The organism is Aureimonas sp. Leaf427, from assembly GCF_001425485.1.
Classification (GTDB): domain Bacteria; phylum Pseudomonadota; class Alphaproteobacteria; order Rhizobiales; family Rhizobiaceae; genus Plantimonas.
On record NZ_LMQW01000023.1, the window covers coordinates 73,587 to 86,901 of the forward strand.

Consider the following 13,315-nt stretch of genomic DNA (forward strand, 5'->3'; position numbering starts at 1 on the left):
CTGATCGCCGCCTTATTGCAGCGGCTTGTCGTACTTGGTTTCGAGCCGGATCAGCCCCTTGAGGGCCGCCACGCGCTTGATGAGTTCGGATAGGCCCTGCAGCCAGAGAAGCGCGAAGCCGAGCGGCAGAACGAGCTTGGCCGGCCAGAGGATCAGCCCGCCCGCATTGTTCGACATCTCGCCGGAGACGAAGGAGCGCCAGAAGAAGGGCCAGGAGAGCCAGACGAAATAGCCGATGATCGGCAGCAGGAAGAGGAGGATGCCGAAGAGATCGACCATCAGCCGACCCCTGTCGCCAAGCGAGGAATAGACGATGTCCACCCGAACATGCTCGTTCAGCTTCAGCGTATAGCTCGCGCCGAGCATCACGATGGCGGCGAAGAGATACCACTGGATCTCGAGGAAGCTGTTGGAAAAGTTGTTGAGCACGCCGTTCGGGATCGGGTTCAGCCAGGTCGGCAGCCGGCCGACGAGCCAGAGCACGGTCGCGTTGGCCGCGCTGATCAGAACGGCGACGAGGACGAAATAGTCGGCGAAGATCGCGATGCCCGCGTTCAAGCGGTCGATGGCGCGGCTGAGAGCGAGGAGAGGCTGCATCGGCGGGACGATCGGATCGGGATGACGGCGGCTGCGCGGATGTGCGTCCGGCACGCACGGGGTGGGCGATTCCTTAACGAGAGCGGCCTGCCTTGGAAAGCACCGACTTTCGCCGCATCCGGCCGAACCTCGTTTCGATCCCCTTATCGACCGAAATCGGAGTGAGGTGGCGATCCGGCGGGATTGAAGACGAGGGCCGGTTCGCATCGCGATGCAGCAAAGACCGTCCGCTTCGACTGAGGGGCCGTCGCCACCGCAACGCTAATGCCGACCGGTGCGTGCACTTGCCATCTAACAGCCTGATTTCGGCGGCTGCGGTGTGTGGGTTCGGCTCGGTCGGATGGCTCGGCAACAATCCTTCGCAAGCCCGTTTCCATTCGGCTTCGTCCTGGTCTAGACCCTCCCGCATGGCAGCATGAAACGGGAGGCGAGAATGGCCGACGAAGAGCTCGGAACAGGTCTCGCGACACCGCAGGCGCCCATCGACGGCCACGAGCCCGAGGAACAGGAGCGCCAGGCCGTCTACGACGCCGAGGGCGAGTTCGACGCCGCTTTCCTCGCCCATATCCGGACCGCCATCGAGGCGGGCGATGCGGAGACGCTGAAGCAGGACGTCGGCGAGCTGCACGAGTCCGAACTCGGCGATCTTCTGGCGCACCTCAACCAGGACGATCGCCAGTCGCTCGTGCGCCTTCTCGGCGACAGCTTCGACTATGCGGCGCTCACCGAGGTCGACGAGGCGATCCGCCTCCAGATCGTCGATGCCATGCCGAACGCGCAGATCGCCGAGGCGGTGCGCGAGCTGGATTCCGACGATGCGGTCTACATTCTCGAAGACCTCGACGAGGCCGACCGAAAGGAAATCCTCGACAGCCTGCCGTTTCGCGAGCGCGTGCGGCTACGCCGAGCCTTCGAATATCCCGACGAATCCGCCGGCCGACGGATGCAGACGGAATTCGTCGCCGTGCCCGCCTTCTGGACGGTCGGCCAGACCATCGACTACATGCGCGACGAGGAGGCTCTGCCCGATCGCTTCAGCCAGATCTTCGTCGTCGATCCGAGCTTCAAGCTCGAAGGCTCGATCGATCTCGACCGCATCCTGCGTGCCCGCCGCGTGGAGAAGGTCGAGGACGTCATGCACGAGACGCGCCATGCCATCCCGGCCGTCATGGACCAGGAGGAGGCGGCGCAGGTCTTCGAGCAGTACAATCTCCTCTCCGCCGCCGTCGTCGACGAGAACGAGCGTCTGGTCGGCGTTCTGACGATCGACGACGTGGTCGACGTGATCCAGGCCGAGGCGGAAGAGGACATCCGGCGCCTCGGCGGCGTCGGCGACGAGGAACTGTCCGACACGGTCATCGCCACCTCGCGCTCGCGCGTGCCCTGGCTCCTCATCAATCTCGTCACCGCCATCGCGGCGGCTTCGGTCATCGGCCTCTTCGACGCAACGATCGAGAAGGTGGTGGCGCTTGCCGTTCTGATGCCGATCGTCGCCGGCATGGGCGGCAATGCGGGCTCGCAGACCATGACGGTGACGGTGCGCGCGCTCGCGACGCGCGATCTCGACATCTACAATGCCGGCCGCATCATCCGCCGCGAATGCGGCGTCGGCTTCATCAACGGCCTGATCTTCGCCGTGCTCATCGGGCTCGTCGCCGGATTGTGGTTTCAGCCCGATATCGGCGGCATCATCGCCTGCGCCATGATCATCAACATGATGGTGGCGGCGCTCGGCGGAATTCTCGTGCCGCTGCTTCTCGACAGGATCGGCGCCGATCCGGCGGTCGCATCGGCCGTTTTCGTCACCACGCTCACCGATATAGTGGGGTTCTTCTCGTTTCTGGGGCTTGCAACATGGTGGTTCGGCGTTCACTGAAGAGGGTGTTGACTTTTACGTAAGTCAGCCTGCCTTAAAGGGGCGAGGCGGGAACGACGATGCGCGATTATTATACCATTACGGAGCTCACACGAGAGTTCGACATTTCGACTCGCACGATCCGATTCTATGAGGACGAAGGCCTCATCGCGCCGATCCGGCGCGGGCGCACACGCCTCTTTAGAAACTCCGATCGCACGCTTCTGAAGATGATCCTGCGCGGCAAGCGTCTCGGCTTCTCCATCGCCGAGATCCGCGAGATCATGCAGATGTACAAGACGCCGCCGGGCGAAGCGGGCCAGCTGCGCGCCATCGTCAAGCGCGTCAGCCAGAAACGCGCCGAGCTGGAGCAGAAGCGGCGCGACATCGACGATCTTCTCGCCGAGCTCGACACGGCCGAGGAGGCCTGCCTCGCGCGCATGGCCGAGCTCGGCATTCCCACGACCAGCTGAAATCCGCCCGTCCGAGCGCCGAGCGTTTGGATCAGAAGCCGAGTTCGGTCAGGCCGGGATGCTCGTCCGGCCGGCGACCCAAGGGCCAGTGGAACGCGCGCTCGGCCTCCGCGATCGGAGCGTCGTTGATGCTGGCGATCCGCCGGGACATCAGTCCGTTGGGTGCGAACTCCCAGTTCTCGTTTCCGTAGGACCGGAACCAGTTGCCGCTGTCATCGTGCCATTCGTAGGCGAAGCGAACGGCGATGCGATTGCCATGGAAGGCCCAAAGCTCCTTGATCAGCCGGTAGTCCAGCTCGCGCTGCCACTTGCGCGTCAGGAAGGCCGCGATGGCGGCGCGCCCCTGCAGAAATTCCGACCGGTTCCGCCAGGGACAATCCGGCGTATAGGCGAGCGCCACGCGCTCGGGGCTTCGCCCGTTCCAGGCGTCTTCCGCCATCCGCACCTTTCGGGCGGCGTCCTCGGCGGTGGCGAAGGGCGGCAGCGGCGGTCGTTCGGCTTCCATGGTCTCGTCCCTTGCTGATCACTTACTCTACCCCGGCAACGGTGCGACGCGGCGAGCCTCGTTTCATTCACATGTCTGCGACGTCCGTGAGACCGCAGCGGTCACGGTCGCGTCTGGCACATCTGGACCACGGACTGGATCTTCTCGTCCTCCTCGGGCGACGCGTTACCGGCGAAGGCGAGGTCCAAGAGGCCGACCGCATCGAGTTCGGACACGGTGCAGGCGGCGAAGGGCGCGCATCGGGCCGGGCTCTCCTCGCCGAAATAGAGGCTTCTCTTGCAGTCGGATTCCAGGATCACCGCGCGGTCGGGCGGCACGAAATGCGTCGCCAGCATGACGAGCCCGAAGAGGAGCGGCTGGTGGAGGAGGTAGAAGACGAGCGAGTGCCGGCCGAGAAAGGCGAGGGGCCGTGCGCGCGCGAAGCCCGGATTGGCCGCCCGGAGCCGATCGAAGGCGCCGGTGCGAAGGCCGAGTTGCGCCAGGGCCATCCCCGCAAGAACGGCGCCGAACCAGGGAAAGACCGGCACGAAGTCGTTCGTCACCGGAATTTTGGCGGCAAAGCCGATCCAGGCGAGCGCTGCCGGCTCCGTCCAGGTCGTCGAGACCGCGAAGGGCAGGGCGACGACGAGCGCCGCGAGGAGGGCGGTCGCGAACCAGGGCAGGCGGAGGGCGGCGAGCCCGAGAAGGCTTGCGAGCGCGATGTGATGCAGGATGCCGAAGAAGACGTAGCTCTCCGGCGTGGCGAAGTAGGTGACGACGGTGATGGCGAGCGCACCCGCCGCGACCTGCCCGAGCCGCAGGAGGAACGGGCGCCAGCGGATGCCGCGCGAATGGGCGAGGACGAGACCGATGCCGACGAGGACGAGGAAGCTCGATGCGATGCAGCGGGCGAAGATCTTCCATCCGCCCGTCGTCGCGAGTCCGCGCTCGACATAGCCGAAATTGTCGAGATCCCAGGTGAAGTGGTAGAGCGCCATGGCCAGCAAGGCGAGGCCGCGCGCCACATCCAGAGCCTCGATACGTCCGCCGGCTCGCGCGGCGCGTGAAGGGGTCGTCGTATCGCTCAAGCGCCATCCTCGATTGCCGGCGGGCCGGAACCTCGACGGGTCCGGCCTCGTATTGCACCCGTGCCAGCACGGGCGGCGCACCGCTGCCCCGGCGCGACCATCCCATCGCATGCAAAGGACCGCGTATGAAGATCATCGAGGCGAACGGCGCCCGGATTCCCGCGATCGGCTTCGGCACCTACACCCTGAAGGGCGAGGCGGCGACCGATATGGTGGCGAAGGCCATCGAAGCCGGCTACCGCCACATCGACACGGCGCGCATGTACGAGAACGAGGCGGAGGTTGGCGCGGGCATCCGGGCTGCGGGGCTGCCCCGCGACGAGCTCTTCGTGACGACGAAGATCTGGCGCGACGATCTGGCTGCGGACCGCTTCGCCGAATCCGCCGATCGCGCGATCGAAGCCCTCGGTATCGGCCCGGTCGATCTCCTGCTGATCCACTGGCCGAATGCGGATATCCCGCTGGAGGAGACGATCGAGGCCCTGAACGCTGCGAAGGCGAGGGGGCTGACGCGCCATATCGGCGTCGCCAACTTCCCAAGTCCGCTTCTCGACGAGGCGGCGGCGCTCTCGCCGTCGCCCCTCGTCTGCAATCAGGTGGAGTACCATCCCTTTCTCGCGCAGGAAGCGGTCCTCGGGGCTTGCGAGCGGCACGGCATGGCCCTCGTCGCCTATTCTCCGCTCGGCCAGGGCGGCGACATCCTGGAGCATCCGCTGATCGTCGGCATCGCGTCCAAGCATGGCAAAACGCCCTCGCAGGTGATTCTCAACTGGGAGGTCTCCCAGGACCGCGTCGCCGCCATTCCGCGCACGAAGAACCCCGACCGTCTGGCGATCAATCTCGACGTCTTCGGCTTCGAACTCGACGCCGAGGAGAAGCGCAGCCTCGACGAGTTGAGCCGCCAACGGCGACGCCTCATCGATCCGCAGTTCGCGCCGGTCTGGGACCGGGTCTGATCCGGCCGTCGACTTGACCGCACCGGCGGTCTAAGGGCTCGGGCTCCCCCTGTCGGAGCCCGAGCCCTTGTTCTTCGTCCTCTCCAAGATCGGCTGGTTTCTGCTCCAGCCCCTGGCCCTCGTCTTCGTGCTGGCCGTGACCGGCCTCGTCGCCATGCTCCTGCGCTGGCGGCGTCTCGGAGCCGGTCTCCTCGCCTTCTCGCTTGCGATCTTCGGCATCGCGGCGTTCAGCCCGGCCGGTCTCCTGATGACGGCCGTGCTCGAGGATCGCTTTCCCGTCCCACCCCTGCCGGACAATATTGCCGGGATCGTCGTTCTCGGCGGCGCACTCGACACGCGCGTCGCCCGCTTTCGCGGCGGCTACGAACTGAACGAGGCGGCGGACCGCATGACGGCAGGCGTCGCCCTGTCCCGGCGCTATCCGAACGCCAAGCTGGTCTTCACCGGCGGGGTCGCGGCCGTCTTCGAGGACGACGCTTCGGAGAGCCAGTCGGCGGCGGCCTTCTTCGCGGACATGGGCGTTCCAGCCGAACGGGTCATGTTCGAGGGGCGGGCGCGCAACACGGTGGAGAACGCGGTCTTCACGAAGGCGCTGGTGGAGCCGAAGCCCGGCGAGGTCTGGCTGCTCGTGACCTCGGCCTATCACATGCCCCGCTCGGTCGGCTGCTTCCGGCGGGCGGGATTCGAGGTGCTGCCCTATCCTGTCGACCATCGAACGCCGTCCGGTCCCGCCAACTGGCGTCCCTCGTCGGATACGACGCGCAACGTCGAGAAGGTCCATTACGCGATCCGCGAGTATCTCGGCCTTGCCGCCTATTGGGCGAGCGGCAAGACGGACGCGCTGCTGCCCGGTCCTCGTTGACTCAGTCCTCCCCTTCCACACGCACCGCGTAGCGCGCGGCCGAGAAGAACTGCCGGTGCAGGAGAATCGCGCTGACGAGGACGGTGGTCAGCATGAGCACGAAGGGGCCGAGGAACCAGCCGAGATAGGCGAGGCCGAAGAAGATGCCGCGCAGGCCGGCGTTGAAATGGCTGGCGGCGATCTGGTTCATGGTCGCCGCCCGTTTCACGGCCAGTTCGGCTGCGGCCGGATCGCGCTCGGCGTCGCTGCGCATCGGAATCGCGCCGATCAGGATCGTGCAATAGTTGAAGAGCCGGTAGGACCAGCCGAACTTGAAGAAGGCATAGGCGAAGATCGTGACGAGCCCGAGGAGCTTGGCCTCCACGAGCGGCTGGTCGAGGCGGCCGTAGAAGGGCAGGTCGGCCGCGATCTGGGCGATGAGATCGGCCGAACCCAGAAGCGCGAAGCAGCCGCCGATGGCGAAGATGCAGGAGGAGGCAAAGAAGGCCGTTCCCTGCTGCAGGCCGGCCATGATGGCCGTGTCGATCATGCGCAGGTCGCGCCCGAGCAGGACCTTCATCCAGCGCCGCCGCTGGAGGTTCATCGAAGCGCTCAGTCCATGACGGGACCAGCCGCTCTTCTCCGTCACCCAGTTGTAGAGGAACCAGCCGCCGAGGAAGACGATCAGCGCGAAGCCGTCGCGAAGTTCGAACGTTGCCATCCGGCGGACCTCCTGAAGCGGCGATGCAGAGCGGAGCGTTCTGTCGCAAATCCCTGGGGGCGCGGCAATGCCGCCGGTTGACGAGCAGCCTTGCGTGGAGCGAGAAGCCCCGATGCCACTTCACATGATCAAGCTCTGCGTCGGCGCCGAATCGGTCGAGGACCTCCAGTCCTGGGTCGCCCATCGTCTGGGCGAGGCTGCGCGGGAAGGCCGCGTGCGGGAGCAGTTCCACCAGACGCGGATGATCCCGAAGCGGGTCGACGAGGTTCTCGACGGCGGCTCGCTCTATTGGGTGATCAAGGGGCGGGTGCAGGTGCGCCAGCCGATCCTGGCGCTGCGTCCGATCGTGGACGGCGAGGGCATCAAGCGCTGTCACATCGTGCTGGAGCCGCGCTTCGTGCTGACGGACCCTCAGCCCAGGCGGCCGTTCCAGGGCTGGCGCTATCTCGTGCCGGAGGAGGCGCCGGCCGATCTCGATTCCGAGCTGGGTGCGGCGTTGCCGGCGGATCTGCGCAACGAACTCGCCGAACTCGGTCTGCTCTGAAGCCCTGCTTCAGATATGAGTTTTGTCCCGTCCGGCGCTCCGGCTCAGCGGAAGCGGATGCGAACGGCGGGCTGTCCGGACGGGGAGGCGACCTTGATCCGCGAGCGCACGACCGGCTGCGAGGCGCGCCAGGCGCGGGCGCCGTGGCTGAGCAGGAGCCCGACGAGGTCCCTCGCCTTCAGCGTCGAGCGGCCCTCGCGAAATTCCGCCATCCGCAGCGAGGCCTGCTTCAGCGGATGCATCGAGGCGATCGACGCGGCGGAAGCGCGGTCGGTGGGATCGATGAAGCCGAGGCTTTCCTGATCGACGTTCATCTTTGTGGTCCTCGAACTCTCGTGGGCGACGTCAGTGCCGGTCGGCGGCGCGCGACCTGTCTCCGGGACACGGCGCGCTCGGCTCGGCAGATAAGGTGAACTCTTGCGAAGGACGCGGCGCCGTCAGTTGGCGACGGCGTAGCAGCTGTAGGCATTCTTCTTCAGCGCCACGCAGGCCTTGTTCGCGGCTTCCTTCGAGGAGAAGCCGGAAAAGCGAGCGCGGTAGAGCGTCTGCGAGCCGCTTGCGACGGACTGGGTCACGCCCTCGGCGCCGCGAAGCGCGGGCCCGACCTTGGCCTTGGCCTCGCTCAGCATGCTGAGCGCCTGGGCCTTGTTCGGCGTCGCCGCGATCTGCACGACCCAGCCGGAGCCGGCGGAGGCCGAGATCTGGTCGTCCGAGATCGAGCCGGTCGTGCCGGGATCGCCGTCGGTGCCGCCCGGGATGGAGCCGGGAGGAACGAGGCGCTGGCGCGTGCTGGAGCGCGTCGAGGCGAGAGCGTTCGCCACGGGAACCTCGAGCTGCTGACGATCGGGACGCGGGGTCACGAGAGCGGCGCGAAGCGCCTCGCGGCCGACCAGCGGATGGTCCGGCGAGCCGGTGATCCGCGCGATGGCGCCGCCGGCGTCCGAGCCGTAGGCCGCCGCGATCCGGTCGTTGACCGAGGCGCGGTTGGAGAAGACCGGCACCGGCACGCGGGCGGGCTTGGCAGAGGCGGCTGCGACTTCGACTGCCTCGACATGGACGCGGGGCTGACGACCGCCGCTGACATCGGCAATGAGGGGGCCGCCGCCGCGGGTGCTGGCCTGCGGAATGGCCTGGTTGATGAGCTTGGCCATCTCGTTGTCGCGCGAGGCGCCGGTGCGACCGCCGAACACGACGCCGACGAGCTTTTTGCCGTCCATGGCGAAGGAGGTCACGAGGTTGAAGCCGGAGGCGTTGATATAGCCGGTCTTGATGCCGTCGACGCCCTTGATGCGGCCGACGAGGCGATTGTGGCTGCCGATGGTGCGGCCGCGAAAGTTGAAGGCCTTGGTCTTGAAGTAGCCGAACTGCTTGGGGAAATGCTCGCGAAGCGCCATTCCGAGCGTCGCCATGTCGCGCGCCGTCGTCACCTGTCCCTCGTTGGGCAGGCCGTTGGCATTGCGGAAGGTCGTGCGGCTCATGCCGAGGCGGCGGGCCTTGCTGGTCATCTGCTCGGCGAACTTGGCTTCCGAGCCCGCCAGATGCTCGGCGATCACGACGGAGGCGTCGTTGGCCGACAGGGTGACGAGGCCGAGAATGGCCTCCTCGACCGTGATCGTGGAGCCCGGCTTCAGGCGCAGCTTCGTCGGGGGACGGGCCGCGGCATAGGCCGAGACCTTCATCGGCGTCTTCAACGTGGTGCGCCCGGCCTCCATCGCGTCGAACAGCATGTAGAGCGTCATCATCTTCGTCAGCGACGCGGGATAACGCGGGTCGTCGGCGAACTTCGAATAGAGAACCTTGCCATTGTTGGCATCGATGACGAAGGCGGCGGCCCGCTCGGCCGCGGAGGCCAGGACACTCGACTGCGCCAGGATCGCGGCGGTCACAGCGACGACGCCGACCGCCTTCGCAAGACCCGAGGCGACACCTTTCAAACGCGGAACGGCTAGGGACACGAAGCTACTCTCTCGGTTCGATCGGACGTCACCACGAGGGATCTGTTCCACCGTCTCTTTGGGAGCGGCCTCGACACGTCGTGCCGGGCTGCTCTGCGATGGGTGGAGCCTAGGGCGCGCGCCTTACCAATCCGTTTATGGTTGCTGAGACGTTCAGAATTTGACGTCGAATCGAAGGGTTCGAGCCTGGAACCGCCGAGAGGCCGAAATGCGGCCCCGCCTGACGGAGCTACGAATTTTGCACTGCAACTTGACTATTTTGTGCAGTGCAATATATTGAGCTTCGTTAACGGACGACCGCGGGGCATCGCGGCGCGCACACGAGGGACACGAGATGAGCAACTTCGACACCGCAGGCGTCATCGGCAAGGACCTGATGGAGTCCACCACCAAGTCGATTTCCGTCGTGACGAAGGGTCTCCAGCAGGTCGCCACCGAGACGACCGAGTTCACGAAGGCGTCCTACGAGCAGTCCACCAAGGCGGTCGAGCAGCTGTTCCAGACGCGCAGCCTGGAGAAGGTCATCGAGGTTCAGACCGAATACGCCAAGTCGGCCTATCAGGCCTGGGTCTCGCAGGCGACCAAGCTCGGCGAAATCTATTCGGACATCGCCCGCGAGTCCTACAAGCCCTTCGAGTCCGCCTTCTCGGCCGCCGCCGCCAAGGGCAGCGAAGCGTTCCGCCGCACCGCCTGAGACCACGTTCTTCGGCCAGGTCGCCGCAAGGCCGACCGCCCGTCCGACCCGAAAAGCCCGGCCTCGCGCCGGGCTTTTTGCGTTTGCGCACGAGGGGCTATGCCGCGGAGGTCCGCCGTCTTAAAATCCGGTTACGGCACATTACATACGGACGGAACGGCAGAGGTGGATGCAGTGAACGACGATACGACAGGACGGCGTCGAAGCGCCCCACCTGCGACTCTTCAGGCCGGGAAACCCGGCGGACAGGGGCCGGACCGGGGCACCTCCGTCATCACTCGAACCAAACCGCAGACGAAGAAGCCGAGCCTTTACAGGGTGCTGCTTCTGAACGACGATTACACTCCGATGGAGTTCGTGATCCACGTCCTGGAGCGTTTCTTCCAGAAGGATCGCGAGGGGGCCACCCGGGTCATGCTGCATGTGCATAATCACGGCGTGGGCGAGTGCGGGGTCTATACCTATGAGGTCGCCGAGACCAAGGTGACGCAGGTGATGGATTTTGCGCGCCAGCATCAGCATCCGCTGCAATGCGTGATGGAAAAGAATTGAGGTGAAGCTTGCCGACATTTTCGCAAAGTCTTGAAAAGTCGCTGCATCAGGCGCTGACCCTGGCGAACGAGCGGCAGCAGGAATTCGCGACGCTCGAGCATTTGCTCCTGGCGTTGCTGGAAGACAAGGACGCGGCCGCCGTCATGAAGGGCTGCAGCGTCGATCTCGACGTGCTGCGCGCCAGTCTCACCGAATACATCGACTCCGAACTCGCCAACCTCGTCACCGGGCACGAGGAGGATTCCAAGCCGACCGCCGGCTTCCACCGCGTGATCCAGCGCGCGGTGATTCACGTCCAGTCGTCGGGTCGCGAAGAAGTGACCGGCGCCAATGTGCTCGTCGCCATCTTCGCCGAGCGTGAAAGCCATGCCGCTTATTTCCTGCAGGAACAGGAGATGACGCGCTACGATGCCGTGAACTTCATCGCGCATGGCATTGCGAAGCGTCCCGGCGGCTCCGAAAGTCGGCCTCTGCGTGGGGCCGAAGAGGACCAGTCAACTTTGGGACCGGACGAGGAAGGCAGGCGCAAGACGACCCAGGATGCTTTGACGGCCTACTGTGTCAACCTGAACGAGAAGGCCCGTTCGGGCCGGATCGATCCGTTGATCGGCCGCACCGACGAGATCAACCGAACGATCCAGGTCCTCTGCCGTCGCTCGAAGAACAATCCGCTTTATGTCGGCGATCCCGGCGTGGGCAAGACGGCGATCGCCGAGGGGCTCGCCAAGCGCATCGTCGAGAACGACGTGCCTGAAGTGCTCGCCGACGCCACGATCTTCTCGCTCGACATGGGCACGCTTCTGGCCGGCACGCGCTATCGCGGCGACTTCGAGGAGCGGCTGAAACAGGTCGTCAAGGAGCTCGAGGAGTTCCCGGGCGCGGTTCTCTTCATCGACGAGATCCACACGGTCATCGGTGCCGGCGCCACCTCCGGCGGCGCGATGGACGCGTCGAACCTCCTGAAGCCCGCGCTTTCTTCGGGCGCCATTCGTTGTATCGGATCAACGACCTACAAGGAGTATCGCCAGTTCTTCGAGAAGGACCGGGCGCTCGTGCGTCGGTTCCAGAAGATCGACGTCAAGGAGCCGTCCATCGACGACGCCGTCGCGATCATGAAGGGGCTGAAGCCTTACTTCGAGGAGTTTCACCATGTGAAGTTCTCGAACGAGGCGATCCGTGCGGCGGTCGAACTCTCGGCCCGCTACATCAACGACCGCAAGCTGCCGGACAAGGCGATCGACGTGATCGACGAGACGGGCGCGTCGCAGATGCTGCTGCCGGAGCCCCAGCGCAAGAAGAAGATCGGCATCAAGGAGATCGAGGCGACCGTCGCCACGATGGCCCGCATTCCCCCCAAATCCATCTCCAAGGACGACGAGGAGGTGCTCGCCCATCTCGACGAGCAGCTGAAGCGCGTCGTCTACGGGCAGGACGCGGCGATCGAGGCTCTCGCCTCGACGATCAAGCTGGCCCGTGCCGGCCTTCGCGAGCCGGATAAGCCGATCGGCAGCTACCTCTTCTCCGGCCCGACCGGCGTCGGCAAGACGGAGGTCGCCAAGCAACTGGCCTCGACGCTCGGCGTGGAACTCCTGCGCTTCGACATGTCGGAATACATGGAGCGCCACACGGTCTCGCGGCTCATCGGCGCGCCTCCCGGCTATGTCGGCTTCGACCAGGGCGGTCTGCTCACCGACGGCGTCGATCAGCATCCGCATTGCGTGCTGCTGCTGGACGAGATCGAGAAGGCCCATCCGGACCTCTTCAACATCCTGTTGCAGGTCATGGATCACGGCCGGCTGACCGATCACAACGGCAAGAAGATCGACTTCCGCAACGTGATCCTGATCATGACGACGAATGCGGGCGCGGCGGAAGGCGCGCGTGCGGCCATCGGCTTCGGCTCGACCAAGCGGACGGGCGACGACGTGGAGGCGATCAACAAGCTCTTCACGCCGGAGTTCCGCAACCGGCTCGACGCGATCATCCCCTTCGCCGGCCTGACGACGAAAGAGATCAACCGGGTCGTCGAGAAGTTCGTCATGCAGTTGGAAGCCCAGCTTTCGGAGCGTGGCGTCACCTTCGAGCTCTCGCCGGAATCGGTCTCCTGGCTCGCCGAGAAGGGTTACGACGAGCACATGGGTGCGCGGCCTCTGGCCCGCGTCATCCAGGAATACGTCAAGAAGCCGCTCGCCGACGAGGTTCTCTTCGGCAAGCTCAAGCGCGGCGGCACGGTCAAGGTGACGGTGGTCGAAGACGAGGCAGGCAAGAAGGTCCTGAAGCTCGACCCGATCGCCGACGAGCTGCCGGCCAAGGCCCGCAAGGGCGGCAAGGGTCGCGGCAAGGCGGAGGCCGATGGGTCCGACGAGCCCGAGGACAACGAGACCTATGACGACGACGTGCCGGACGTGCCGGCCGAGGGCGACGGCGAACTCGCCGTCCGCGCGGCCAAGCGCCCGGTGACGGGACCCAAGGTTCCGCGCAAGCCGGCCTAATCGCCGAGAACCTCCAGGGCCGCCCGATCCTCTCGGGCGGCCTTTTCGCGTGTATCGAAATCG

At 65.7% G+C, this 13,315-nt stretch carries 14 protein-coding genes; 8 read left to right on the top strand and 6 right to left on the bottom strand.

The genetic code is table 11. The annotated features are described in order from the left end of the window. Nucleotides 1–12: 12 nt before the first annotated feature. Complete coding sequence (locus ASG62_RS13680; RefSeq protein WP_056691254.1) at nt 13–597, bottom strand: TRAP transporter small permease subunit; 585 nt, start codon at nt 595–597, stop codon at nt 13–15. A gap of 433 nt (nt 598–1,030) precedes the next feature. Here ASG62_RS13680 and mgtE point away from each other — a divergent pair, with 433 nt between their 5' ends. Together mgtE and ASG62_RS13690 are read left to right on the top strand one after the other, a co-directional pair. Next, a complete protein-coding gene (mgtE, locus tag ASG62_RS13685; RefSeq protein ID WP_082537026.1) occupies nt 1,031–2,473 on the top strand; it encodes a magnesium transporter in 1,443 nt (480 codons plus the stop codon). Between the two features lie 59 nt (nt 2,474–2,532). Further along, complete coding sequence (locus tag ASG62_RS13690) at nt 2,533–2,925, top strand: MerR family transcriptional regulator (RefSeq protein WP_056691256.1); 393 nt, start codon at nt 2,533–2,535, stop codon at nt 2,923–2,925. Nucleotides 2,926–2,956: 31 nt separating this feature from the next. Here ASG62_RS13690 and ASG62_RS13695 read toward each other — a convergent pair whose 3' ends face one another. Continuing rightward, on the bottom strand, nt 2,957–3,430 hold the full coding sequence (locus ASG62_RS13695) for a DUF1348 family protein (RefSeq protein ID WP_056691259.1): 474 nt from the start codon (nt 3,428–3,430) through the stop codon (nt 2,957–2,959). Between the two features lie 101 nt (nt 3,431–3,531). Then, entirely contained in the window at nt 3,532–4,497 is a 966-nt protein-coding gene (locus ASG62_RS13700; protein WP_244487493.1) for a heparan-alpha-glucosaminide N-acetyltransferase, read from the bottom strand. A gap of 125 nt (nt 4,498–4,622) precedes the next feature. Here ASG62_RS13700 and ASG62_RS13705 point away from each other — a divergent pair, with 125 nt between their 5' ends. Continuing rightward, nucleotides 4,623–5,453, top strand: coding sequence for an aldo/keto reductase (locus ASG62_RS13705; RefSeq protein WP_056691266.1), 831 nt, complete (start codon nt 4,623–4,625; stop codon nt 5,451–5,453). A 67-nt stretch (nt 5,454–5,520) separates the two neighbouring features. After that, nucleotides 5,521–6,315 (top strand): YdcF family protein, encoded by a 795-nt coding sequence (locus ASG62_RS13710; protein ID WP_056691268.1) that lies wholly within the window; start codon nt 5,521–5,523, stop codon nt 6,313–6,315. Between the two features lies 1 nt (nt 6,316). On the opposite strand, the gene ASG62_RS13715 is transcribed toward ASG62_RS13710, so the two are convergent. Next, the gene (locus ASG62_RS13715) at nt 6,317–7,015 is read right to left on the bottom strand and encodes a DUF599 domain-containing protein (protein WP_056691270.1); all 699 of its coding nucleotides are present in this window, start codon (nt 7,013–7,015) and stop codon (nt 6,317–6,319) included. 112 nt (nt 7,016–7,127) lie between these two features. Here ASG62_RS13715 and ASG62_RS13720 point away from each other — a divergent pair, with 112 nt between their 5' ends. Next, the gene (locus ASG62_RS13720; protein ID WP_056691273.1) at nt 7,128–7,559 is read left to right on the top strand and encodes a DUF1489 family protein; all 432 of its coding nucleotides are present in this window, start codon (nt 7,128–7,130) and stop codon (nt 7,557–7,559) included. A 44-nt stretch (nt 7,560–7,603) separates the two neighbouring features. On the opposite strand, the gene ASG62_RS13725 is transcribed toward ASG62_RS13720, so the two are convergent. Continuing rightward, nucleotides 7,604–7,873 carry a hypothetical protein gene (locus ASG62_RS13725; protein WP_056691275.1) on the bottom strand — a complete coding sequence of 90 codons (270 nt, stop codon included), beginning with the start codon at nt 7,871–7,873 and terminating at the stop codon, nt 7,604–7,606. A 123-nt stretch (nt 7,874–7,996) separates the two neighbouring features. Beyond that, complete coding sequence (locus tag ASG62_RS13730) at nt 7,997–9,514, bottom strand: D-alanyl-D-alanine carboxypeptidase (RefSeq protein WP_056691277.1); 1,518 nt, start codon at nt 9,512–9,514, stop codon at nt 7,997–7,999. Between the two features lie 334 nt (nt 9,515–9,848). On the opposite strand from ASG62_RS13730, the gene ASG62_RS13735 reads away from it, so the two are divergent. From ASG62_RS13735 to clpA, 3 genes are all read left to right on the top strand, one after another. Further along, nucleotides 9,849–10,208, top strand: coding sequence for a phasin family protein (locus tag ASG62_RS13735; protein ID WP_056691280.1), 360 nt, complete (start codon nt 9,849–9,851; stop codon nt 10,206–10,208). Between the two features lie 273 nt (nt 10,209–10,481). Further along, entirely contained in the window at nt 10,482–10,760 is a 279-nt protein-coding gene (gene clpS / locus ASG62_RS13740) for an ATP-dependent Clp protease adapter ClpS (protein ID WP_244487510.1), read from the top strand. Nucleotides 10,761–10,768: 8 nt separating this feature from the next. Next, nucleotides 10,769–13,252, top strand: a complete 2,484-nt coding sequence (gene clpA, locus ASG62_RS13745) for an ATP-dependent Clp protease ATP-binding subunit ClpA (RefSeq protein WP_056691283.1) — start codon at nt 10,769–10,771, stop codon at nt 13,250–13,252. The last annotated feature ends 63 nt before the right edge of the window (nt 13,253–13,315 follow it).

What these genes read in the sequence shown, in the direction of transcription:
- ASG62_RS13680 (WP_056691254.1), bottom strand. Translation starts at nt 597, where the DNA reads ATGCAGCCTCTCCTCGCTCTCAGCCGCGCCATCGACCGCTTGAACGCG.
- mgtE (WP_082537026.1), top strand. Translation starts at nt 1,031, where the DNA reads ATGGCCGACGAAGAGCTCGGAACAGGTCTCGCGACACCGCAGGCGCCC.
- ASG62_RS13690 (WP_056691256.1), top strand. Translation starts at nt 2,533, where the DNA reads ATGCGCGATTATTATACCATTACGGAGCTCACACGAGAGTTCGACATT.
- ASG62_RS13695 (WP_056691259.1), bottom strand. Translation starts at nt 3,430, where the DNA reads ATGGAAGCCGAACGACCGCCGCTGCCGCCCTTCGCCACCGCCGAGGAC.
- ASG62_RS13705 (WP_056691266.1), top strand. Translation starts at nt 4,623, where the DNA reads ATGAAGATCATCGAGGCGAACGGCGCCCGGATTCCCGCGATCGGCTTC.
- ASG62_RS13715 (WP_056691270.1), bottom strand. Translation starts at nt 7,015, where the DNA reads ATGGCAACGTTCGAACTTCGCGACGGCTTCGCGCTGATCGTCTTCCTC.
- ASG62_RS13720 (WP_056691273.1), top strand. Translation starts at nt 7,128, where the DNA reads ATGCCACTTCACATGATCAAGCTCTGCGTCGGCGCCGAATCGGTCGAG.
- ASG62_RS13725 (WP_056691275.1), bottom strand. Translation starts at nt 7,873, where the DNA reads ATGAACGTCGATCAGGAAAGCCTCGGCTTCATCGATCCCACCGACCGC.
- ASG62_RS13735 (WP_056691280.1), top strand. Translation starts at nt 9,849, where the DNA reads ATGAGCAACTTCGACACCGCAGGCGTCATCGGCAAGGACCTGATGGAG.